We start from the raw sequence: 23,711 nt of genomic DNA on the forward strand, positions 1-23,711 counted from the left end.
CATGTTAACGATTAAAGATTTACAGGTCAGTGTGGAAGAAAAAGCCATCCTGCGTGGGTTGAACCTTGAGGTTCGTCCGGGGGAAGTGCATGCCATTATGGGACCGAACGGCTCCGGGAAAAGTACGCTTTCTGCGACGCTGGCAGGGCGTGAAGATTACGAGGTCACCGGCGGGTCGGTGATGTTTAAAGGCAAAGACCTGTTGGACCTGGCGCCGGAAGAGAGAGCAGGAGAAGGCATTTTTATGGCCTTCCAGTATCCGGTGGAAATCCCCGGCGTCAGCAATCAGTTTTTCCTGCAAACAGCGCTCAATGCGGTGCGTACGTATCGCGGCCAGGAATCGCTTGATCGTTTCGATTTTCAGGATCTGATGGAAGAGAAAATCGCGCTGCTGAAGATGCCGGAAGATCTGCTAACCCGCTCGGTAAACGTCGGTTTTTCCGGCGGCGAGAAGAAGCGGAATGACATTCTGCAAATGGCGGTGCTTGAGCCGGAACTGTGCATTCTCGATGAATCGGACTCCGGGCTGGATATTGATGCCCTGAAAGTGGTTGCCGATGGGGTCAACTCACTGCGTGACGGTAAGCGCTCGTTCATTATTGTCACCCACTATCAGCGCATCCTTGACTATATCAAGCCGGATTTTGTCCACGTCCTGTATCAGGGACGGATTGTGAAGTCTGGCGATTTCACGCTGGTCAAACAACTGGAGGAGCAGGGATATGGCTGGCTTACCGAACAGCAGTAATGCGCTGCAACAATGGCATCACCTGTTTGAAGCACAGGGTGAGACGCGTTCTGAACAGGCACAACAGCATCTCCAGCAGGTTCTGCGTCTGGGGCTGCCAACGCGCAAACATGAGAACTGGAAATACACTCCGCTGGAAGGACTCAGCAACAGCTTGTTCGTCAGTCGTTCTGCCGATGTTTCCCCGGCGCAGCGCGATGCGTTAGCGCTTAACGTGGAGGCATTGCGACTGGTGTTTGTCGACGGGCAGTTCAACCCGACGCTCAGCGACAGTTGGGAGAACAGCGGTTTTGAGGTGGCGATCAACGACGAGCGCCAGACCCTGCCGGTCGCGGTACAACCGGAAGTGTTTTTGCATCTCACCGAAAGCCTGGCGCGTAGCGTGACCCATATTCGCGTTAAGCGTAACCAGCGCCCGGCAAAACCGCTGCTGTTGATGCACATCACCCAGGGCGTATCCGCAGAAGAGGTGAACACGGCGCACTATCGTCACCATCTTGAGCTGGCGGAAGGGGCGGAGGCGACGATTATCGAGCATTACGTCAGTCTGAATGATGCCCGACATTTCACCGGCGCGCGCCTGACCATGAACGTGGCGGCAAACGCGCACCTGCATCACATAAAGCTGGTATTTGAAAACCCGCTCAGCCATCACTTCGCCCATAACGACATCTTGCTGGCGGCAGACGCGTCGGCGCACAGCCACAGCTTTCTGCTCGGCGATGCGGTGTTGCGTCACAACACCAGCACACAACTGAACGGCGAGAATACGACCCTCAGGATCAACAGCCTGGCGATGCCGGTGAAAAATGAGGTCTGCGATACCCGCACATGGCTTGAGCACAACAAAGGCTATTGCAACAGTCGTCAGTTGCATAAAACCATCGTCAGCGATAAGGGGCGGGCGGTATTTAACGGGCTGATTAACGTTGCCCAACACGCGATCAAAACGGACGGGCAGATGACGAACAATAATCTGCTGCTCGGCAAGCTTGCAGAAGTGGATACCAAACCGCAGCTGGAAATTTACGCCGATGACGTGAAGTGTAGTCACGGGGCGACGGTAGGGCGTATTGACGATGAGCAGATGTTCTACCTGCGCTCGCGCGGGATTGCTCAACGGGATGCGCAACAGATGATTCTTTATGCCTTTGCCGCAGAACTGACGGAAGCGCTGAGCGACGAGGCATTGAAACAACAGGTGCTGGCGCGGATCGGCCAACGTCTGCCGGGAGGCGTAGCATGACATTTCCCATCGACACAGTACGTGCGGATTTTCCAGTCCTCACGCGCGAAGTGAATGGTCTGCCGCTGGCGTATCTCGACAGCGCCGCCAGCGCGCAAAAACCGGCGCAGGTGATTGACGCGGAAGCTGAGTTTTATCGTCACGGTTATGCGGCGGTGCACCGGGGGATCCACACCCTCAGCGCTCAGGCCACCGAAAAAATGGAGAACGTGCGCAAGCTGGCATCGCTGTTTATTAACGCACGCTCTGCGGAAGAGCTGGTGTTTGTGCGCGGTACAACGGAAGGCATTAACCTGGTCGCCAACAGTTGGGGGCCAGAGAACGTCCACGCGGGCGATAACATCATCATCAGTGAGATGGAGCACCATGCCAACATTGTGCCGTGGCAAATGCTGTGCGCGCGGGTGGGCGCTGAGCTGCGGGTGATCCCGCTGAACGCCGACGGCACATTGCAACAGGAGATCCTGCCCACCCTGTTTGATGAGAAAACCCGGCTGCTGGCGATAACGCACGTCTCTAATGTGCTGGGTACGGAAAACCCTGTCGCCGAAATGATCGCGCTGGCGCATCAGCATGGCGCAAAGGTGCTGGTGGACGGTGCGCAGGCGGTAATGCACCACCCGGTAGACGTTCAGGCGCTGGACTGCGATTTTTACGTCTTCTCGGGTCACAAGCTGTATGGCCCGACCGGTATTGGTGTGCTCTATGTCAAAGAGGCGCTGTTGCAACAGATGCCGCCCTGGGAAGGGGGCGGGTCGATGATCGCCACCGTCAGCCTGACGCAGGGGACGACCTGGACGAAAGCGCCGTGGCGCTTCGAAGCGGGGACGCCGAATACCGGCGGGATTATCGGCTTTGGTGCCGCGCTGGAGTATGTTTCAGCGCTGGGACTGGAGGCGATTAACGAATACGAACAGAACCTGATGCACTATGCGCTGGAGCAACTGAAGGCGGTGCCGGATCTCACGCTGTACGGCCCCACTGACCGTCTGGGCGTGATTGCCTTTAATCTCGGCAAACATCACGCCTATGACGTCGGCAGTTTTCTCGATAATTACGGGATCGCCGTGCGGACCGGACACCATTGCGCGATGCCGCTGATGGCTTTTTATCAGGTGCCGGCGATGTGCCGGGCGTCGCTGGCAATGTATAACACCCATGAAGAAGTGGATCGCCTGGTGACAGGCTTGCAACGAATTCATCGCTTACTGGGGTAACAGGGAGGCACTATGGCTGCGCTGCCGGATAGAGAAAAATTGTTGCGTAATTTTCAGCGTTGCGCTAATTGGGAAGAGAAGTATCTGTACATCATTGAGCTGGGACAGCGATTGCCGGAAATATTCGCAGCGGACCGTTGTCCTGAAAATACGATTCAGGGATGTCAGAGTCAGGTCTGGATAGTGATGCGCCAGAATGCGCAAGGCGTTATTGAGCTGCAGGGCGACAGTGATGCTGCCATTGTGAAAGGACTGATTGCGGTCGTCTTCATTCTGTATCACCAGATGACGGCTCAGGATATCGTGAATTTTGATGTGCGGCCGTGGTTTGAACAGATGGCGCTCGCGCAGCATCTCACACCGTCTCGGTCGCAGGGTCTGGAAGCGATGATTCGCGCGATCCGTACCAAAGCAGCAACGCTTAGCTAAACTCAATAGACAGCTTTCATCCTGTCAGGTAAGGCAGCCGGCTGTCTTACAGGATTATCAGCATTCTGGCCATGCCAGTGAATACAGGAGGTTGGGTATGAAACGCGCGTCTCTTATTACTCTAATGCTTATCGGCGCTTACAGCGCCATACAGGCTGCCTGGGCGGTGGATTACCCCTTACCGCCAGCAGGCAGTCGCCTTGTTGGACAGAATCAAACGTATACGGTGCAGGAAGGCGATAAAAACCTGCAGGCCATTGCCCGTCGTTTTGATACTGCCGCGATGCTTATTCTGGAGGCAAATAATACCATTGCGCCTGTGCCAAAGCCGGGCACCCTGGTAACGATCCCGTCACAGCTATTGCTGCCCGATGCGCCCCGAGAAGGCATCATCGTTAATCTGGCTGAACTGCGGCTGTACTACTATCCGCCGGGCGAAAATATCGTCCAGGTCTATCCGATCGGTATTGGTTTACAGGGACTGGAAACGCCGGTGATGGAAACCCGCGTTGGGCAGAAAATCCCGAATCCGACCTGGACGCCAACGGCAGGCATCCGTAAGCGCTCTCTGGAGCGAGGCATTACGTTGCCGCCGGTGGTCCCCGCCGGGCCGAATAACCCGCTGGGGTTCTTTGCACTTCGTCTGGCGCACGGTAATGGCGAGTATCTCATTCATGGCACCAGTCAACCAGACAGCGTGGGTCTGCGCGTCAGTTCCGGCTGTATCCGGATGAATGCCCCGGACATCAAAGCGCTGTTCTCCCAGGTTCGCACGGGAACGCCGGTGAGAGTGATTAATGAACCGGTGAAATATTCCGTGGAGCCGAGCGGACTGCGCTACGTTGAGGTCCACCGACCACTGTCGCCGGAAGAAGAACAAAACGTGCAGACGATGCCGTATGTGCTGCCCGCCGGGTTCAGCCAGTTTAAGGCGACGAAAGAGGTGGATGACGCTCTGGTGGATAAAGCGTTGTATCGTCGCGCGGGTTATCCGGTGGCGGTCTCTGCCGGGCAAACGCCAACGGTTGAAGCTACACCTGCTGTTCAGTCAGCGCAAAATGGATCAGTACAGGAAGAGACGCAGACGCAGTAGTGAGAGTAGCGGGAAGGAAGAACGCGAGACAAAAAAATGGCGCACAATGTGCGCCATTTCTATTACACAGGTACTATTACTTACGGTATTTAGTAGCCTGGTTGTCCAGACGCTGGTTAGCGCGAGCTGCGTCGTCTTTAGCAGCCTGAACGTCGGAACGCATTGCGTTCACGTCGTTGCTCAGCTGGTCAACTTTAGCGTTCAGAGTCTGAACGTCAGAAGACAGCTGATCGATTTTAGCGTTGCTGGAGCAACCAGCCAGCAGAGTAGAACCCAGGATTACCGCGCCCAGTACCAGTTTAGTACGATTCATTATTAATACCCTCTAGATTGAGTTAATCTCCATGTAGCGTTACAAGTATTACACAAACTTTTTTATGTTGAGAATATTTTTTTGATGAGAAGACGCTTATTTTTGATCGTTCGCTCAAAGAAGCATCGAAATGCGCAAAAACGGCTAAAAAACCGTGTGAAAACAGGCTGCTTCCATCGGATTCGTCTTAGATAATCTGTAATTAGATAGCTCAATCCGATTTGCTTTTTTATTAATAGTGGCTATTGGAAAAATAAAAAAAGCGCCGCGAGGGCGCTTTTTAATCGAATTAATTCACTCGAGAATTATTACAGTACGTGAACAGATGCCGTGTTAGTCGTGCCGCTCGGTACCAGAGCACCAGAAACCATCACCACTACGTCACCTTTCTGAGCCAGACCGCTCTGCTGAGCAACCTCTTTACCCAGACGGTAGAAATCATCAGTAGACGCGATTTCTTTCACCAGATGCGCCACAACGCCTTTGCTCAGCACCAGCTGACGGGCTGTGACTTCGTTGGTGGTCAGCGCCAGAATGGTGGCGTCCGGGAAGTATTTACGCACTGCGCGAGCGGATTTACCGCCCTGAGTGGCCACCACGATCAGCGGTGCTTCCAGTTTTTCCGCGGTTTCCACCGCGCCACGGCAGACGGCTTCAGTGATGCGCAATTTGCGGCTGTCATTGTTGAAGTCCAGACGGCTGGTCATCACACGGTCGGTACGCTCACAGATGGTCGCCATGATGGTGACCGCTTCCAGCGGGTATTTACCTTTTGCTGATTCGCCTGACAGCATCACCGCATCGGTGCCGTCGAGGATGGCGTTCGCCACGTCGCCCGCTTCAGCGCGAGTCGGACGCGGGTTTTTGATCATGGAATCCAGCATCTGGGTCGCAGTGATAACCACTTTACGCGCACGGATACATTTTTCGATCATCATCTTCTGCGCGAAGATCACTTCTTCAACCGGGATTTCAACGCCCAGATCGCCACGGGCAACCATGATACCGTCAGACGCTTCTAGGATTTCGTCGAAGTTGTTCAGGCCTTCCTGGTTTTCAATTTTGGAGATGATCTGGATCTTCTCGCCGCCGTGCGCTTTCAGGTGCTCACGGATTTCAACCACGTCAGAACGCTTACGGATAAAAGAGGCCGCAACAAAGTCAACGCCTTGTTCGCAACCAAAGATCAGGTCCTGTTTGTCTTTTTCTGCCAGCGCCGGCAGGGCGATAGAAACGCCTGGCAGGTTAACGCCTTTGTTTTCGCCGAGGTCGCCGTTGTTCAGCACTTTACAGATGACTTTGTTGCCTTCGATCGCGGTGACTTCCATACCGATCAGACCATCGTCGACCAGTACGGTATTACCCACGGACAGATCGGAGGTGAAACCTTCGTAGGTCACGGCAACGATTTCGTTATTCCCCACCACGGATTTATCGGTGGTGAAGGTAAAGGTCTGGCCCGCTTTCAGGGAAACGTCGTTACCGCCTTCCAGCTTGATGGTACGGATTTCCGGACCTTTCGTGTCGAGCAGGATGGCCGCTTTCTTGCCGGTTTTGCTCATCACGTTGCGCAGGTTCTGGATACGCTGACCGTGTTCTGCATAGTCACCGTGAGAGAAGTTCAGACGCATGACGTTCATGCCCGCGTCCAGCATTTTGGTTAACATCTCTTCAGATTCGGTTTTCGGACCGATGGTGCAAACAATTTTCGTCTTTTTCATGACAGTCTTAGTCTTTAAGTTGAGAAGGATATGGAAAGCCGGCTTCCGGAACGCACTGACTGGAAGCTAAACCTGTATTACGAAAGTTGTGATGCCTCGCACTAAGGATAGGTGACATCGATAGAGCGTGCAGAGGAATGTGTGCTCGTCGTTCAGCCCGACAAAAAGGGACGTTTTGTAGTCTCTGAGTATGACAGGTCAATGTGCTGAAACCATTCAAGTGACAATTGTCACGCATTATACGCTGAAACAGACACAAAAGGAAAATGGAAACGGTGTTTCAGAATACATCCAGGCAGTTACACAACAAATTGTTATTAAACAAGTCGTGTCTGCCAATTGCGCAAACGCAAAAACCAGGCTGTGTTGCGCAACCCAACTTATTCCTTCAAGTTATAACAAATGACTTTTAAATCATTTCAAATCTAAATTACCCTGATTACACTCGTTTGGACATCCATACTGCTAAATAGCTGAAAGCACTGGCAGGATAACAATAAGCAGCCGCGGATACCCAAACGACATGATTGTCCTGAAAAATATTTCGAAAGTGTTCACGCCAGGCCGGCTATCCATTACTGCGGTTGATAATGTCAATTTGACCGTGGAGCAGGGACAGATTTACGGAATTATTGGCTACAGCGGTGCCGGGAAAAGCACCCTGATTCGTCTGCTCAACGGGCTGGAAAAACCAACCGCGGGCAGCGTGACCATCAACGGTCATGATATTACTGCCGCTCGCGGCGAATCGCTGCGCCAGGCGCGCCTGAAAATCAGCATGGTCTTCCAGCATTTTAATCTGCTGTGGTCGCGCACCGTGCGCGACAACATCGCCTTTTCAATGCAAATCGCCGGTGCGCCAAAAGCAAAAATTCAGGCTCGCGTGGCGGAACTGATTGAACTGGTAGGGTTGACGGGGCGCGAAAATGCCTTTCCGTCACAGCTGAGCGGCGGGCAAAAGCAGCGCGTGGGGATTGCACGCGCGCTGGCCAATAGCCCGGATGTATTGCTGTGCGATGAAGCCACGTCGGCGCTGGACCCGCAAACAACCGATCAAATTCTTGATCTGCTACTTGATATCAACCGCCGCTTCCAACTGACGATTGTGTTGATCACCCACGAAATGCACGTGGTGCGCAAAATCTGCGATCGTGTGGCAGTGATGGAGAACGGTCAGGTGGTGGAAGAGGGCGACGTCTTGAGCGTCTTCACGCATCCGCAACAGCCGATTACCCGGCAGTTTGTCCGCCAGGTGGGACAGTATGCTGATGAAGAAGCCTTTAACCCGCAACTGGCGAGCGAACTGGGCGGCACGGTAATTAAATTAACCTTTACCGGGCACAGCACGCATCAGCCGATCGTTGGCGAACTGACCCTGCGCTACGGTCTGCCATTCAATATCCTGCACGGCAAAATGACCCAGACGGCGCATGGCGTGTTCGGCCAGCTGTGGCTGCACGTGGTGGCGTCGGAAGAGCAACTCAATAACATTCTGGACGACCTGCAAAAAAGCGGCATTGACGGTGAGGTGATTCAACATGGCTGAGAATCTGTTTCCCCATCTGAAATGGGATCAATTGTTTGCCGCTACTCAGGAGACGCTGTACATGACCGCGCTCTCCGGGATTGCGACCTTTGTTCTCGGTATCGTCCTCGGACTGGCGCTGTTTCTTACCGCACGCGGCGGGCTGTTCCAGAACCGTGTGCTGTACAGCGGCATTTCGCTGGTGGTGAATATTTTCCGCTCGATCCCGTTCATTATTTTGATCGTCTTACTGATCCCGTTTACCAAAGCGATTGTCGGCACCATTCTTGGCGCGAATGCCGCCTTACCGGCGCTGATTGTCGGTGCCGCGCCATTCTACGCGCGCCTGGTTGAGATCGCCCTGCGCGAAGTGGATAAGGGCGTCATTGAAGCCACACGTTCAATGGGCGCTCGTCTTGGCACCTTAATTTTTCGGGTTTTGTTACCTGAATCGTCACCCGCTCTGGTGTCCGGTATCACCGTGACGCTGATTGCGCTGGTCAGTTACAGCGCGATGGCTGGGGTGATCGGGGCAGGTGGTTTAGGGAATCTGGCTTATCTGGAAGGATTCCAGCGCAACCACAACGACGTCACGCTGGTGGCGACAGTGACCATTCTGGTTATCGTCTTCATTATCCAGTTCTGCGGCGATGTGATCACTTCTCTGTTAGATAAACGCTAATAAAATACGGAAACCATTATCATGAAAAAATCACTGACACTTCTCGCCGCAGCCACCTTAAGTGCCCTGAGCTTCGCCTCCTGGGCGGACACGCTGACCGTGGGCGCGTCCAACGTACCGCATGCCGAAATCCTCGAACAGGCCAAACCGATTCTGGCGAAACAGGGGATCGATCTGGAGATTAAACCGTTCCAGGACTACATCCTGCCGAACACCGCGCTGGCGGGCCGTGAGATTGATGCCAACTACTTCCAGCATATTCCCTATCTGAACAGTGTGCTGAAAGACCATGCCGGGGATAAGACCTACGATTTCGTCAGTGCGGGCGCCATCCACATTGAGCCTATCGGCATCTATTCGAAAAAGGTTAAATCACTGAAGGATCTGCCGGAAGGCGGCAAAATCATCATGCGTGATGCGGTGTCGGAAGAGGGGCGTATTCTGTCTATCTTCGAGAAAGAGGGCGTAATCAAACTGAAGCCGGGCGTGGACAAAGTGACCGCACGCATCAGCGACATCGTGGATAACCCGAAGAAGCTGAAGTTCCTGCCTAACGTGGAAGCCGCGCTGTTGCCGCAAATGTACAACAACGATGAAGGTGATGCGGTGGTGATTAACGCCAACTACGCTATCGACGCTGGTCTGGATCCGGTCCACGACCCGATCGCGGTGGAAAGCGGTGAGAACAACCCGTATGCCAACATCATTACCGTACATCGTGGCGACGAGAAGAAAAAGGATATCGTCGCACTGGTTAACGTCCTGCACTCAAAAGAGATTCAGGAGTGGATCCGCGCCAAATACAAAGGCGCGGTCATTCCGGTGAATAACTGATCCGTTTTTGCCGGGAGACGGCTTCGCCTTACCCGGCCTACGTTGTCCTGTAGGCCGGGTAAAACGCGCGAGCATTGCCATCCGTGCAAGTGTCAGACCCGCTCAATTCTTGCTGGCAGCCCCTGACGGACCGCGGCGCCGGACACCCAGTCCAGCCAGGTGTTACTGATTTTTCGCGTCGGATCGGCAAATCCCAGGTCGTTCAGGTTAATCCCCGATTTCACTTTCGCATCAAACGGCAGCGGTTCACCGTCCAGCGTGTGTTGCGCGCCGCCCATCTCCCGATGCCCATAGCCGTGCTCGATCGCGATGACTCCAGGCATTACGCCGTGCAGCAAACTAATTTGCGCCTCAACCTGTCCACCCGGTGTGGTGATCCGCACCGTGTCGCCATGGGAAAGCCCGAAACGCTGACCGTCCTGCGGGTTCAACGCCACCAGATTGACCGGCTTAACGTGGTGCAAACGTGGGATTACCGCAGACGCACTGGCCATGGTATTGGACTTAAACGAGATAAGTTTGAGCGGCCACTGTGCCAGCGGGAACAGGTCGTCCACCGAACGTCCGTCAGAGAGTCTTGCCGGATACCACGCCGGACAGCCGCTGTAGCGCTCGCCAGTGATAGCATGACGATGAGCGGCAACCTCGGCGTTCCAGATTTGCAGCGGTTTTTCCCACGCGTTGCCGACCCGGTTTTCTGCCCGTCCGCTCTTGTCCGGTGCGAAACGCCCGCCGCGTGAGTAGATAAACGCCACCCGACGCACTTCTTCTGCCTTTAGCGTCTGCTCAATGACGGGCATAATGCGGCGGACGCCTGTGAGTTCAATATCTTCCGTTACCGCTTCGGCGACCGGGGCCTTCCCCATAAACGCGATATTGGCGGCAACGCGCAGATAGTAGTCTTCGGCACGGTTGAGCGGATAATGGTTCCCTGCGCTGTCGGATATCGCATTGTCGCCAAACCCCGGCAGATGCAGTTGCTTTGCCACCGCGATGCAGAATGCCTCCATCGAAACCGGCTGACCGTCGGCGGTTGTGGCGGTGGCAGCGGTAACAATCGGCCAGCGAGCGGTGGTAGCTTTACTGGCGACGCCAGCCCACGGCGCGCTGAATCCCCAGCTTTCGAAATTATGCGTGTCCGGTACGATGTAATCCGCAAGGGCCGTCGTTTCGTTCATATACGCGTCGATGGCAATAAACAGCGGCAACCGTGCCGGATCTTTCAGCTTTTCTTCAGCCACCGCGCGCAAACCGGGTATGCCATACAAGGGATTGGTCATGTTGGAGATCCACGCTTTCAGCGGGTACGGATACCCTTCCAGCGCGGAACTCAGCAACTCAGTCAGTTGACCGGCGACAAACGGATACCACGGTGCTTTAGCCGGGAAGGGGGAACGCCCGGCGGCGACCTTGTCACGGTACTCTTCAGAAGATTCATACGCCGTTTTGCTTCGCGCGATGCTCAGCCCTTTAGGCTTCACCTTTCCTTGAAAACTCGCCATGTTGTAGCGTGGGCCGTCCGTTGCGCCGTTGAATTTTCCGCCGCCGACAAAGACGCCGCCTTCCAGACTGAGGTTGCCGATCAGCGCGTTCAGCATCATCACCGCCCACGCATTATAGAAACCATTTCCTGCCATCATGCCGCCGTGGGTGACGACCGCCGCTTTACGTCCGTGACGGGTAAAGGCATCCGCCAGCGCGATGATGTTGTCCTCAGCCACACCGCACTGCTGGCTGTACTGCGTGAGCGTCATTTTTTCCGCCGATTCTTTCAGACACTGGAAGCTGCTCTTCACCGTCACGCTACGTCCGTCGGCGAGCGTGACCTGGCGCGTGGCAAACAGCGTGGCGTGCAGACAATCACTGGCGGGGACCAGCTCGTTGTGTTCATTAACAACCAGTGGATCATTGGCCGCGGAAGGGTCCAGATGGCGACGCGTTAAGTGCTGTCCCGCCAGTCCGGGAAGATCGTCGGCGATCACCAGATGCGTGGCGTTGGTCCAGCTCTTCTCGTCAGCGTGTTGCATGGCCTTTGCGCCGGGCAGCGCCAGATAATCGGCGTTGTAGCGTTGGTTTTCGATAATCCAGCGGATCATTGCCATCGCCAGCGCAGAGTCGCTGCCGGGGATCACGGGTAACCAGTGACCGTGATCGTCAGCTAACACGGTGGTTAACGGCAGCGCCGGGGCGACGACCACATAGCTGAAATCATCGCGCAGGCGTGCGCTGGAAAGCTGTCTGGCCTGGCGTTTAAACGGGTTGCCCGACTGTGCGGGCGAGGTGCCCATAAACAGCGCGAACTCGACGTTATCCCAGTCGGGCTTTACGTGGGTGTTTTTATCGAGATCGCCCATCAGCGCGCCAGAACCTGCGCGATAGGCCAGTCCACAATAGGAGCCATGCGCGCCAAAGTTCTTGCTACCGAAACTGTTGAGAGCAAAGCGGCGTAGAAATGTATCACGCCCATCGTCGCTGGTATTGGTGACCAGAAGCTGGTTGGATTTAGGACCAAACCCCGGATGTTGCGGATCAATGGGGGTCGACGGGGCGTAAATGGCGCGCAGGCCGTCAACGTGACCCTCGCCAAACAGGTCGCCGCCTTCCACCACTTCATTGATCAATTGTTCAAAGCTGATGCGCTGCCATTTACCTTCGCCGCGTTTACCGACGCGTTTCATCGGCTCAAGAATACGCAACGGGCTGTACAGACCTTCCAGTTGCGTCGCGCCCCTGGCGCAGGCCGTCGAGCGAGCATCAAGACCGTTCTCGCCCGCCAGTTGCGCCATCGCCGTACTGAATGGCACCGACGCGTCAATATGATGCTCATGAGAAAGCGGATGATACGGGTTGCCGGCAATACGTAGCACCCGGTTGGTTTGTTGATCAACGCGTACCCTGACGCCGCACTGTGTCCAGCAACCGAAACATTGGGTCATGGCGATGGTTTGCTGCGTATTCTGCTGCCAGCGCGGGTGCGCGTTGGCTTCCGGGATCAGCGCGTTACCGATGATGTGGTCGCGGGTGATTTTACCCGAGGTGCCGTTGATCAAGCCGTCAATGGCACGCTTCGCGACGTCACGATAGCTGAGGGCGAATGTCGCCATACCGCCGACGGCCAGGCCGACTTTGAGCCACTGACGACGGGTTAAATTAGCCATGTTGCAGTCTCCTTGCGAGTCCGTTCACGCTTTCGCGAATAATAATAAGCAGCGCTATCCACAGGCCGAAGGTGCCGAGGATGGCAAGCCAACCGTCGGTTCCGGCGGGCAGGGCGTATGGGTTGAACTGGGCGTTGAATTTCGGCAGCGTCTGCCCCTGAATCAGCAGCGTCCAGCGCATGAGCCAGCATAGCGCCATCGCGCTCAACGCCAGCAGGCTACGCAGAGGCAATGACAGCGGACGACGCAGGGCGATAACGCTAAACAGCAATGAGATCAGCCAGAATGCCAGCCAGCCTGAGGCGTAATGGCGTGCCGATGCGGAGATTGCCAGCCACTGGCGGATGGCCATACCGGAAAGCGTATCGCCGCAGACCCAGAAAATAATGACGGCTGCAAGGGCGAGCAGTGTCAGCAGTTGTCCGAGCGCGAGGCGCTTTTGCGTTGGAAAATCATCGCGCAGCCCGACGATTAACAACGCTAAAAAGGTTTGTAGCGCACTCAGGAACATCACCAGCACAAAGGCATAACTGAACCAGACGGGGCGAGCCTGCACCACAGAGACTTCCCGCCCGGTATAGAGCAACAAGCCTATCGCGGTCAGCGCGCTGGCACACGCGAACCATTTTGTGACAGCGTAACTTTTACCAGTGAGTTGCCTGTAAACCTGCGCCAGAAACCAGAGTCCGAGGAACGCGGTAAACAGCGGCAAAAACAGGGCGCCCCACGGCATCCATGACCACGGCGTAGGGTACGCATAGAAATGCCAGACACGGGCTGTCTGGTGGAGATCGGCGGTTAGCGCCAGCGGTGCGGTGATTGCGCAGGTTAGCGTAATCAGCAGCGTCAGGTTTTCCAGGGCGGGATTATCCTTTTTCCGCCAGTGCAGGACGGCACCAGACAGCGCCCCGCAGGCGGCAATACCGATGAAAAAGAAATACTGTACTGCCCAGGGAAGCCAACTCACCGCCTGTGGACGGGTCAGCACCTCTTCAATGATTAAGGGTGACATTATCAGACCTCCTGCCAGAGTGCGGGTTGTGCGCGGCCCATCAACGGGGAGACAAACGCCTCATCCAGTCCCAGATAGAAGACATGGGGCACGGTGTTGTTTTCCGGTTTCAACACCTTGATGGTGTCATGATGGGTGCGGATTAATTGCGAAATACGGCTTTGCGGATCGCGGATATCGCCGATGATGCGCGCGCCTCCAACACAGGACTCCACGCAGGCGGGGAGAAGTCCGGCCTCTAAACGATGGACGCAAAACGTGCATTTATCGGCGGTCTGCGTTTCATGATTGATAAAACGGGCGTCATAAGGACACGCCTGCACACAGTAGGCACAACCGACGCAGCGGGTGTTATCGACCACGACGATACCGTCTTCGCGTTGAAAGGTGGCCTGCACCGGACAAACCGGTACGCAGGGCGGATTGTCGCAGTGGTTGCACAGACGCGGTAACAGCACATTGGTCACCTCATCCGCCACCTGGACCTGATACTGATTCACATGGGTACGGAACTCGCCCTGCGGCGTCTGGTTTTCAATCGCGCAACTGACGGTGCAGGCCTGACAGCCGATGCAGCGGCGCAGATCGACAAGCATCGCGTAACGCTGCTGTGTGGAACCGCCGTGGCGTTCAGGTGAAAAAGAAAATTTCGCCTGCGCCAGTGGAACCAGCGACGCGCCTGCGGTCAGGACGCCCAGTTGCTGGAGAAACTGCCGTTTACTGCTGTCCATTTTTTCTCCCGTCTCAAGGCAACAACGAAACATTTGTCACGCCGTTGGGTTGCGTGTGATGAATAAAGAATGTCGATGATTTACAGTGTAAAAATCGTGGCGGGGGCAGCTCTATTGTGGTTAACCACATACCCGGCGGGTTGTTGATCTAAAACAACATAATCAACGGGGATAAGGGTGTGAGAGGTAAAAAGGTGATGAGGCTGACGCTGCTGGCGTCGGCCTTAATGTTCAGCGGCGCTTCGCTGGCGGGCGCATGGAATATCGGGATTCTGGCGATGCGGGGTGAGGTCTCCACCCGTAACCACTGGCAGGCGCTGGAAACGCAGCTTAATCAGCAGATTCCCGGAGAACGGTTCCACATTCTGCCGCTGGATCTGCACCAGATGCAGGCGGCGGTCAACAACGCAGGCGTACAATTTGTGGTGACCAACCCGGCACAGTTTGTGCAACTGAACAGCCATTCACCGCTGCGCTGGCTGGCGTCTCTGCGTTCTGCGCGCGGCACGGGGAACGTCATTGGCAGTGCGATCCTTGCCCGGCGCGACAGCGGTATCACCAGCGTGCACGACCTGATCGGTAAAACAGTGGGGGCCATTGATTCTCAGGCGTTCGGCGGCTACCTGCTGGGATACAAAGCGTTGAGCGACGCCGGCCTGCGCCCGGAGCGCGACCTCAACCTGCGTTTTACTGGTTTTCCAGCCGATGCGCTTCTTTATTTACTCCGTGAAAACGCGGTGCAGGCGGTGATTGTTCCGGTCTGCCTGCTGGAAAAAATGGACGAAGAGGGACTGGTTGATAAAACCGATTTTGTCGCGGTGCTCAACCGTCCCGGAAATATTGCCTGTTTAGCCAGTACGCCGCTCTATCCTGACTGGTCGTTTGCCGCGTTGCCTGCGGTCAGTGATGCGCTGGCCGATCGCGTCACCCGCGCGCTGCTGGCTGCACCTGACACCTCCGCTTTCCATTGGGGGGCGCCGGCGTCGACCAGCCAGGTGGAGGCGTTACTGCGCGACGTACAGCAGCATCCACAGCAGCGACGCTTATGGCTGGATGTGAAAAGCTGGCTGATACAACATCAGTGGCTGATGGGCGGGACTGCGCTGATCCTGCTTTTGCTGACCCTGAACTACATCTGGGTGATGCTGCTGGTTCGTCGCCGTGGTAAACAACTTGAACGCAACAGCGTCCAGTTGCGCCAGCAGGAGCAGGCGCTGGAAACGGCCAGGCAGATGAGCGTTCTCGGCGAAATGACCTCCGGATTCGCGCACGAACTAAATCAACCGCTGTCGGCTATTCGCCATTACGCGCAGGGCAGCCTGATTCGCCTGCAGTCTCAGGATCCGGCGCACGCGTTACTGCCTGCGCTCGAGCATATCGATCGGCAGGCGCAGCGCGGGGCCGAGACGCTGCGTAATTTGCGGCGCTGGGTGAGTCAGGCTCAGGGAAGCCCGATCCGCACGGAAGAGTGGGAGAACATCAGCATTCGCGAGGCGGTTCAACATGTCTGGCAACTGTTACGCATGGCACAGCAGTTTCCGATGTTAATTTTACACAGCAATATCGATCGCGCGTTGACGATGTTGCTGCCGCCGGTTTTGCTGGAGCAGGTGCTGGCTAATCTGATCCTCAACGCGGCGCAGGCGGGTGCCACCGCGTTGTGGATTGACGCCTCAGCGTCGACACAGGGCGTGCACATGACGTTGCAGGATAATGGCGGCGGTATCAACGATGCCTTATTGCAGCAAGCCTTTCAGCCCTTCAAAACCAGTCGGAAAGAGGGGATGGGACTGGGGCTGGTGATTTGTCAGCGGCTGGTACGTTACGGTCAGGGAGAGATTAACCTGCGAAATCAGACCGCGCCTGACGGGCTGCCTGGCGTGGCGGTTGTACTGGATTTTACTCAACGGGAGGACAGGAGCGGCAATGACGATAATTCATTTACTGGATGATGATGTGGCGGTCACCGATGCCTGCGCCTTTCTTCTGGAGAGCCTGGGCTATCCGGTCACGTGCTGGGAAGAAGGGGCTGTTTTTCTTGCGCAGGCCGATTTGTATCAGACGGGTGTACTGCTGCTGGATATGCGGATGCCGGTCATGGATGGTAAGCATGTCCATGCGGTGTTGCGCCAGCGCGAAAGTACGCTGGCAGTGGTGTTTCTGACCGGACATGGCGACGTGCCGATGGCCGTCGAGCAGATGAAGCAGGGGGCGGTAGACTTTTTGCAAAAACCGGTCAGTGCCAGACCGCTGCAAACGGCGCTGGAGCGTGCGCTGGTGGTATCGGAACAGGCCGTAGCCCGACAACAGATCATCACCTGTTATCGCGCACTTACGGCAAAAGAACGTGAGTTAGCAGGTTTCGTCGTTAATGGACTGATTAACCGCGAGATTGCGCAGGTGATGAACATCGCGGTACGCACGGTAGAAGTACATCGCGCCAGGGTGATGGAAAAAATGCAGGCGGCAAATCTGGCGGCACTGGTCAACAAATGGCAACAATTGAAAGAAACGCATATCGTTGAATAGTACCGCGAGTTATTTATTTGATTTTCTTTGTTTTTTGTCATCGCCTGCAGTCTGATATATGCTGTTTAACTGGACCAGCAATGAGAGACAATAATGGGAAACCTGACAAAAGACGATGAACTGTACCGTGAGATGTGCAGAGTGGTTGGCAAAGTGGTGCTGGAAATGCGCGATCTGGGACAGGAACCCAAACATATCGTGATTGCCGGGGTACTGAGAACCGCACTGGCGAACCAGCGTATTCAGCGTAGCGACCTCGAAAAACAGGCAATGGAAACGGTAATCAAAGCGCTGGCCAGCTAACCGCATTAGGGGATGAACGCATCCCTTATTTCCTGAAACGCGAATTATTCAGGGGCAATATTACCGTTATTGGCTAATTCGCTATATTTTTTAATATATCACGGCCGCTTTTTAATTTATAGTTGGGAACAATTTCACATTTATTTGTAATCTGGTGGAACAGTGTTTCACTGTCTTTATGATAATAAATATCACTACGCATTTAATATTTCCCTTCCCATTTTTAATTGATAATGATCAAAGTCATACCTACCAATAACTCCCATTATTTATTTCGCCTAACCCTAAAGGATTAGTTTATTTGCGTTAAGTTGCGTTATTTATGCAATCCGGTTATGGCAGAACTTCAGCTGTGGGAGGCAACATCAGAGGCTCTGTTTCAGCATAATTAGCATCAGCCTGGGACGTGTTGTCGGCACTGCGTTTGCGAAGAGGATGCAAAATAAATGAACCAGGTTGATCGTCCATTATTAGATACTGGCTTAACGCGGCTGGAATTCCTGCGTATATCAGGAAAAGGCCTGGCAGGGTTAACCATCGCGCCCGCGTTACTGTCACTTTTTGGCTGTAAGCAAGAAGATATCGATAGCGGCACCGTGGGGTTGATCTCCACGCCGAAAGGGGTGCTGGTAACCCAACGCGCCCGCTGTACCGGTTGCCATCGCTGTGAAATTTCTTGTACCAATTACAATGATGGTGCCGTCGGCACCTTCTTTTCCCGCATTAAAATTCACCGTCATTATTTCTTTGGCGACAAGGGACCAGGCTCCGGCGGCGGCCTGTATGGCGATCTGAACTACACCCCGGACACCTGTCGTCAGTGCAAAGATCCGCAGTGCATGAAGGTGTGCCCCATTGGGGCGATTACCTGGAGCCAGGAAGACGGTTGCATTGCCGTTGACCACCGACGCTGTATCGGTTGCAGCGCCTGTACTACCGCGTGTCCCTGGATGATGGCCACCGTCAATACCGAAACGAAGAAATCATCAAAATGTGTGTTATGCGGTGAGTGCGCCAGTGCCTGCCCGACCGGGGCATTAAAAATCATCGAGTGGAAAGATATTACTGTTTGAATCTTGCAAAGGAAAACATTATGGCTAACGGTTGGACAGGTAATATTTTACGGGTCAATCTTACAACAGGCGATATTACCCTTGAAGATTCCAGTAAATTTAAAAAATTTGTCGGCGGTATGGGGTTCGGCTACAAAATTATGTACGACGAAGTTCCCGCTGGCACTAAACCCTTTGATGAAGGCAATAAATTAGTTTTTGCGACGGGACCGCTTACCGGATCCGGCGCTCCATGCAGTTCTCGCGTTAATATCACGTCGCTCTCTACATTCACAAAAGGCAATCTGGTTGTCGATGCACATATGGGCGGTTTTTTTGCCGCACAAATGAAATTTGCCGGCTATGACGCCATCATCATTGAAGGCAAGGCGGCATCCCCCGTCTGGCTCAATATTAAAGACGACAAGGTCACGATTGAAAAAGCCGATTTTCTGTGGGGGAAAGGCACCCGTGCAACCACGGAAGAAATTTGCCGGATGACGTCACCAGAAACCTGCGTGGCGGCGATTGGTCAGGCGGGTGAAAACCTCGTGCCGCTCTCCTGTATGCTCAATAGCCGCAACCACAGCGGTGGCGCAGGGACCGGCGCGGTGATGGGGTCGAAAAATCTGAAAGCCATCGCCGTGGAAGGGACCAAAGGCGTCAACATTGCCGATCGCAAAGAGATGAAGCGGTTGAATGATTACATGATGACGGAGCTGATTGGCGCGAATAATAACCATGTTGTGCCCAGCACACCGCAGGCATGGGCGGAATATTCCTCGCCCGCGTCACGCTGGACTGCACGCAAAGGGTTGTTCTGGGGCGCGGCGGAAGGTGGGCCGATCGAGACCGGCGAGATCCCGCCGGGTAATCAGAACACCGTCGGCTTCAGGACCTACAAATCGGTCTTCGATTTAGGTCCGGCAGCGGAAAAGTACACGGTGAAAATGAGCGGCTGCCATTCTTGTCCGATTCGCTGCATGACGCAGATGAACATTCCTCGCGTGAAGGACTTTGGCGTGCCGAGCACCGGCGGGAATACCTGCGTGGCGAACTTCGTCCATACCACCATTTTCCCGAACGGTCCGAAGGACTTTGAAGACAAAGGCGATGGCCGGGTCATCGGCAACCTGGTGGGTCTGAATCTGTTTGATGACTACGGTATCTGGTGTAACTACGGCCAGTTGCACCGCGACTTTACGTATTGCTACAGCAAAGGGGTGTTTAAACGCGTCCTGCCGGCGGAAGAATATGCCCAGATCCGCTGGGATCAACTGGAAGCGGGCGATCCGAATTTCATCAAGGATTTCTATTATCGTCTGGCGCATCGCGTGGGTGAACTTAGCCATCTGGCGGATGGGTCGTATGCCATTGCCGAGCGCTGGCAACTGGGTGATGAATACTGGGCGTATGAAAAAAATAAACTGTGGTCACCGTTTGGTTTTCCGGTTCACCACGCCAACGAAGCCTCGGCGCAGGTGGGGGCCATCACCAACTGCATGTTCAACCGCGATTGTATGACCCACACCCACATCAATTTCATCGGCTCGGGTTTGCCTTTAACACTCCAGCGGGAAGTCGCCGCGGAACTGTTTGGTTCACCAGACGCCTACGATGAAACGAAAAATTACACGCCCATCAACGCGGCAAAAATTAAATATGCCAAATGGACGTTGCTGAAAGTGTGCCTGCATAACGCTGTCACGCTGTGTAACTGGGTCTGGCCGATGACCGTGTCGCCGCTGAAAAGTCGCAACTATCGCGGGGATCTCGATCTGGAAGCCAAATTCTTTCAGGCCGTAACCGGTGATGAAACCACTCAGGCCAGTCTCGATTTAGCCGCAGAACGTATTTTCACTCTACATCGCGCCTACACGGTGAAACTGATGCAGACCAACGATATGCGCAATGCGCACGATCTGATCTGCTCGTGGGTGTTTGATAAGGATCCGAAGATTCCGGTCTTTAGCGAAGGCACCGACAAGATGGACCGCGACGATATGCGTGAATCCCTGACGCTGTTTTATAAAGAGATGGGCTGGCACCCTGAATTGGGCTGCCCGACGCGTGAGACGTTGAATCGACTCGGCCTGGAAGATGTCGCCGATGACCTGGCCGCGCAGAATCTGTTGCCGGCGTAAGGAAAAAAAATGAGCCAACCAGAGGAAGTGAGCCAACTTATCGCGCCGGATGTCGATCTCGAAAAGCGGCAGTGGTTGCAGGGGCGACATGAGCCGATAGCCTGCGCGGATGAACAGGCGGTAGCAGAAAGCCCTGCTGAGATTATGGCGGATTTTATCCGCCAGCATTCGGCGAACGGCCAGCTTGTCGCGCGCGAGCTGTTCTTGCAGCCGCCGTACTCCGTAGAAGAGGCGGCGCTCACACCGCTACTGGACACGCTCAAAGAGGGGCTCGCCGGCGAGGATATCGCCTGTGTGCAGGGCTCTCAGGATGAATATTACTACTCAACCCAGACCATGACCGCCAACTATGCCGGCATGTGTGTTCAGGTGGTGGAAAAGGATATCTGTCGGGCAATCGCACTGGCGGTGCGCTTTGACTGTCAGACCTATCCGCGTCCGTACAAAATCGCCATGCTGGAACAATCGCCTTACGGTTTCGCGCCTGAGCAGATAGAAGCCGCGCTGGCCGCGATTGAAACGCACCCCGACTATGCCGATATTCGCCCGGTCTCGTCGTCGAACGACGTGCCGTATTTATTCAGCGAACGCTTTATGAGTTACGGCAAAGCATACGGCTTGTGCGAATGGCTGGAAGTTGAGCAGTTTCAGAATCCCTGAATTCATGGAAAGCGTGGACGAGCGCGACCACAGCATTAGAGGATAACAAGATGTCCTTCACTCGACGAAAATTTGTGCTTGGCATGGGAACGGTCATTTTCTTCAGCGGACCCGGCCAGACGCTGCTGGCGAAGACAACAGCCAGCGGCCCCGTTCGTTACGTCATGATCCATGATGAATCGCGATGTAATGGCTGTAACATCTGTACCCGCGCCTGTCGCAAAACGAATCATGTTCCCGCGCAGGGAAGTCGCCTGTCGATTGCGCATATTCCCGTTTCAGATAATGACAACGAGACGCTGTATCACTACTTCCGTCACTCCTGCCAGCACTGCGATGATGCGCCCTGCATTGAGGTTTGCCCGACCGGTGCGTCGTGGCGCGATGAGAAAGGGATCGTTCGTGTCGACAGTTCGCGCTGCATTGGCTGTAGTTACTGCATCGGCGCGTGCCCCTATCAGGTGCGTTACCTGAATCCGCAAACCAAAGTAGCGGACAAATGCGATTTTTGCGCCGAGTCGCGACTGGCAAAAGGTTTTCCGCCCATTTGCGTGACCGCCTGCCCGGAACATGCGCTGCTGTTTGGACGCGAAGACAGCCCGGACATCCAGCGTTGGCTACAGGAAAATAACTATTACCAGTATCAACTTCCGGGCGCGGGCAAACCCCATCTGTATCGTCGGTTCGGTCAACATTTGATTAAAAAGGATAATGTATGAACGCGTCGCAGAATGCTGAACAGTTCCAGGCCCAACTGGCAAATTATGTGCCGGTATTTTCTCCCGAGTATTGGCCCGTCTGGCTGGTGATCGCCGGACTTCTGCTGGTAGCGATGTGGCTGGTGCTGGGGTTACACGCCTGGCTTCGCTTTCGCGCGGCCAACAAGGCAGCCGCCGGGCATGGTGAGAAGGTTTACCTGTATTCTCGCGCGGTACGCTTGTGGCACTGGTCGAATGCCTTGCTGTTTTTACTCCTGCTCGGTAGCGGGCTAATCAACCATTTCTCTCTGGTCAGCGCGGCGGTAATGAAAAGCTTGCTGACGGTGCACGAAGTCTGCGGATTTTTGCTGCTGGCGTGCTGGGTCGGTTTCGTGCTGATCAATGCGTTGGGCGGGAACGGTCATCATTACATTATCCGTCCCCAGGGTTGGGTGGCGCGAGCGATGAAACAGACCCGTTTCTATCTGTTCGGCATTATGCAGGGGGAAGCGCATCCGTTCCCGGCAACACCGCGTTCGAAGTTTAATCCGTTACAGCAGGCGGCCTATGTCGGGGTGATGTACGGATTGTTGCCATTGTTGCTGCTGAGCGGATTGTTGGCGCTCTATCCGCAGGTCGTGGGCGACCTGTTCCCCGGCGTACGCTACTGGTTGTTGCAGGCGCACTTCGCGCTGGCAATCATCAGCCTGTTCTTTATTTTTGGTCACCTCTACCTGTGCACTACGGGCCGCACGCCTGGCGAGACGTTCCGCTGCATGGTCGATGGCTATCACCGGCATTAACGTATGCTGATCACACGAGAAGATTTACGCAACTGGCGGGTTGGCGCGGTGATGTACCGCTGGTTTCTGCGCCGTTTTCCTGAAGGCGGCAACTACGCTGATGTGCATCGGGCGTTGAGTCGCGAAGGTTATCTCGACTGGGCGAACAGCCTGGTGGAATACGCCTGGTCGCGCTGGCTGGATGAAGAAAATTTTGCCCGCCAGGATATCTCCGCCATGTCGCGACTGGCGCGGCCAGATGCCTCAATGGGCGATCAGCAGGTGGCGAACGCGGGTGATAACGCGAATCTGGGCTGTGCGGGTGATAACATGAAGATCGCCAGCGCAGGCTATGCGTCACAAATTGCCAGTGCGGGTTACTGCGTGCGCATTGGCAGCGTTGGCTACAACAGCCATATCAGCAGTTCCGGGGATCGCGCGCGGCTGGCTGTGGCAGGGAACTCAACGCGAATCAGTAGTGCCGGTAACGGAACGCGGATCGCCAGCAGCGGGATGCGTGTGCGGGTGAGTTCGCTCGGTGATAGAAACCATGTCGCCAGTAACGGCGACCTGAGCCAGATAGTCTGTTTTGGCGCCAATGCAAAAATCGCTAACAGCGGCGATAATGTGCATATCATCTGTAACGGCGATAACGCGATTGTTGCCAGTAGCGGGGTGGTGGATTCCGTCGTGCTGGGACCGGGCGGCTGCGCGGCGCTGGCGTATCATGACGGCAAACGCATGCGTTTCGCCGTCGCGGTTGAAGGTGAAGCCGGGATCCGCGCCGGTGTGAAATACCGACTCGACGATGCGCACCAGTTTGTTGAGTGCTGA

At 55.0% G+C, this 23,711-nt stretch carries 22 protein-coding genes; 17 read left to right on the forward strand and 5 right to left on the reverse strand.

The genetic code is table 11. The features are described 5' to 3' along the window. Position 1: 1 nt before the first annotated feature. The 5 genes from sufC to HVX64_RS10975 all read left to right on the forward strand — a co-directional run bounded on the left by sufC (position 2) and on the right by HVX64_RS10975 (position 4,733). Entirely contained in the window at positions 2-748 is a 747-nt protein-coding gene (gene sufC / locus HVX64_RS10955; protein ID WP_043000844.1) for a Fe-S cluster assembly ATPase SufC, read from the forward strand. After that, complete coding sequence (gene sufD, locus HVX64_RS10960; protein ID WP_044254743.1) at positions 723-1,994, forward strand: Fe-S cluster assembly protein SufD; 1,272 nt, start codon at positions 723-725, stop codon at positions 1,992-1,994. Before sufC ends, sufD begins: the two co-directional genes overlap by 26 nt. After that, positions 1,991-3,211, forward strand: coding sequence for a cysteine desulfurase SufS (gene sufS / locus HVX64_RS10965; RefSeq protein WP_044254740.1), 1,221 nt, complete (start codon positions 1,991-1,993; stop codon positions 3,209-3,211). The genes sufD and sufS overlap by 4 nt, the downstream gene beginning before the upstream one ends. Positions 3,212-3,223: 12 nt before the next feature. Continuing rightward, positions 3,224-3,640, forward strand: a complete 417-nt coding sequence (gene sufE / locus HVX64_RS10970; RefSeq protein WP_044254737.1) for a cysteine desulfuration protein SufE — start codon at positions 3,224-3,226, stop codon at positions 3,638-3,640. 97 nt (positions 3,641-3,737) lie between these two features. After that, entirely contained in the window at positions 3,738-4,733 is a 996-nt protein-coding gene (locus HVX64_RS10975) for a L,D-transpeptidase family protein (RefSeq protein WP_044254734.1), read from the forward strand. Between the two features lie 76 nt (positions 4,734-4,809). On the opposite strand, the gene lpp is transcribed toward HVX64_RS10975, so the two are convergent. Then, positions 4,810-5,046 (reverse strand): murein lipoprotein Lpp, encoded by a 237-nt coding sequence (gene lpp, locus HVX64_RS10980; protein ID WP_001082307.1) that lies wholly within the window; start codon positions 5,044-5,046, stop codon positions 4,810-4,812. A 308-nt stretch (positions 5,047-5,354) separates the two neighbouring features. Continuing rightward, complete coding sequence (pykF, locus tag HVX64_RS10985) at positions 5,355-6,767, reverse strand: pyruvate kinase PykF (RefSeq protein ID WP_043000839.1); 1,413 nt, start codon at positions 6,765-6,767, stop codon at positions 5,355-5,357. Between the two features lie 523 nt (positions 6,768-7,290). On the opposite strand from pykF, the gene HVX64_RS10990 reads away from it, so the two are divergent. From HVX64_RS10990 to HVX64_RS11000, 3 genes are read left to right on the forward strand one after another with little or no spacing between them, the layout of a single operon-like run. Then, positions 7,291-8,313: an ATP-binding cassette domain-containing protein gene (locus tag HVX64_RS10990; protein ID WP_043000838.1), complete on the forward strand. Its 1,023-nt coding sequence runs from the start codon at positions 7,291-7,293 to the stop codon at positions 8,311-8,313. After that, positions 8,306-8,974 carry a methionine ABC transporter permease gene (locus HVX64_RS10995; protein ID WP_043000837.1) on the forward strand — a complete coding sequence of 223 codons (669 nt, stop codon included), beginning with the start codon at positions 8,306-8,308 and terminating at the stop codon, positions 8,972-8,974. Before HVX64_RS10990 ends, HVX64_RS10995 begins: the two co-directional genes overlap by 8 nt. 21 nt (positions 8,975-8,995) lie before the next feature. Next, positions 8,996-9,808, forward strand: a complete 813-nt coding sequence (locus HVX64_RS11000; protein ID WP_043000836.1) for a MetQ/NlpA family ABC transporter substrate-binding protein — start codon at positions 8,996-8,998, stop codon at positions 9,806-9,808. Positions 9,809-9,900: 92 nt separating this feature from the next. On the opposite strand, the gene ttrA is transcribed toward HVX64_RS11000, so the two are convergent. The 3 genes from ttrA to ttrB are packed head-to-tail and all read right to left on the reverse strand — an operon-like array spanning position 9,901 to position 14,709. Next, positions 9,901-12,966 (reverse strand): tetrathionate reductase subunit TtrA, encoded by a 3,066-nt coding sequence (ttrA, locus tag HVX64_RS11005; RefSeq protein WP_044254730.1) that lies wholly within the window; start codon positions 12,964-12,966, stop codon positions 9,901-9,903. After that, on the reverse strand, positions 12,959-13,981 hold the full coding sequence (gene ttrC, locus HVX64_RS11010; protein WP_099434105.1) for a tetrathionate reductase subunit TtrC: 1,023 nt from the start codon (positions 13,979-13,981) through the stop codon (positions 12,959-12,961). The genes ttrA and ttrC overlap by 8 nt, the downstream gene beginning before the upstream one ends. Further along, positions 13,981-14,709 (reverse strand): tetrathionate reductase subunit TtrB, encoded by a 729-nt coding sequence (gene ttrB, locus HVX64_RS11015; RefSeq protein ID WP_043000833.1) that lies wholly within the window; start codon positions 14,707-14,709, stop codon positions 13,981-13,983. Before ttrB ends, ttrC begins: the two co-directional genes overlap by 1 nt. Positions 14,710-14,888: 179 nt before the next feature. Here ttrB and ttrS point away from each other — a divergent pair, with 179 nt between their 5' ends. From ttrS to ydhT, 9 genes are all read left to right on the forward strand, one after another. After that, positions 14,889-16,661, forward strand: a complete 1,773-nt coding sequence (gene ttrS, locus HVX64_RS11020) for a tetrathionate respiration histidine kinase TtrS (protein WP_155985535.1) — start codon at positions 14,889-14,891, stop codon at positions 16,659-16,661. Next, positions 16,636-17,238 (forward strand): tetrathionate respiration response regulator TtrR, encoded by a 603-nt coding sequence (gene ttrR, locus HVX64_RS11025; protein ID WP_044254727.1) that lies wholly within the window; start codon positions 16,636-16,638, stop codon positions 17,236-17,238. Before ttrS ends, ttrR begins: the two co-directional genes overlap by 26 nt. Positions 17,239-17,331: 93 nt before the next feature. After that, positions 17,332-17,541, forward strand: a complete 210-nt coding sequence (gene fumD, locus HVX64_RS11030) for a fumarate hydratase FumD (protein WP_044254724.1) — start codon at positions 17,332-17,334, stop codon at positions 17,539-17,541. A 446-nt stretch (positions 17,542-17,987) separates the two neighbouring features. Then, complete coding sequence (locus HVX64_RS11035; protein ID WP_043000829.1) at positions 17,988-18,614, forward strand: ferredoxin-like protein; 627 nt, start codon at positions 17,988-17,990, stop codon at positions 18,612-18,614. 20 nt (positions 18,615-18,634) lie between these two features. Then, a complete protein-coding gene (locus tag HVX64_RS11040) occupies positions 18,635-20,737 on the forward strand; it encodes an aldehyde ferredoxin oxidoreductase (RefSeq protein ID WP_043000828.1) in 2,103 nt (700 codons plus the stop codon). Between the two features lie 9 nt (positions 20,738-20,746). Then, positions 20,747-21,397 (forward strand): YdhW family putative oxidoreductase system protein, encoded by a 651-nt coding sequence (locus tag HVX64_RS11045; RefSeq protein WP_044254721.1) that lies wholly within the window; start codon positions 20,747-20,749, stop codon positions 21,395-21,397. 50 nt (positions 21,398-21,447) lie between these two features. Continuing rightward, positions 21,448-22,116 (forward strand): 4Fe-4S dicluster domain-containing protein, encoded by a 669-nt coding sequence (locus HVX64_RS11050; protein WP_044254719.1) that lies wholly within the window; start codon positions 21,448-21,450, stop codon positions 22,114-22,116. Next, positions 22,113-22,898 carry a thiosulfate reductase cytochrome B subunit gene (gene phsC / locus HVX64_RS11055; protein ID WP_044254716.1) on the forward strand — a complete coding sequence of 262 codons (786 nt, stop codon included), beginning with the start codon at positions 22,113-22,115 and terminating at the stop codon, positions 22,896-22,898. The genes HVX64_RS11050 and phsC overlap by 4 nt, the downstream gene beginning before the upstream one ends. A 3-nt stretch (positions 22,899-22,901) precedes the next feature. Then, positions 22,902-23,711, forward strand: coding sequence for a protein YdhT (ydhT, locus tag HVX64_RS11060; RefSeq protein WP_044254713.1), 810 nt, complete (start codon positions 22,902-22,904; stop codon positions 23,709-23,711).

The sequence above is a fragment of the Citrobacter sp. RHB20-C16 genome (assembly GCF_013890155.1).
Lineage (GTDB): Bacteria > Pseudomonadota > Gammaproteobacteria > Enterobacterales > Enterobacteriaceae > Citrobacter_A > Citrobacter_A amalonaticus.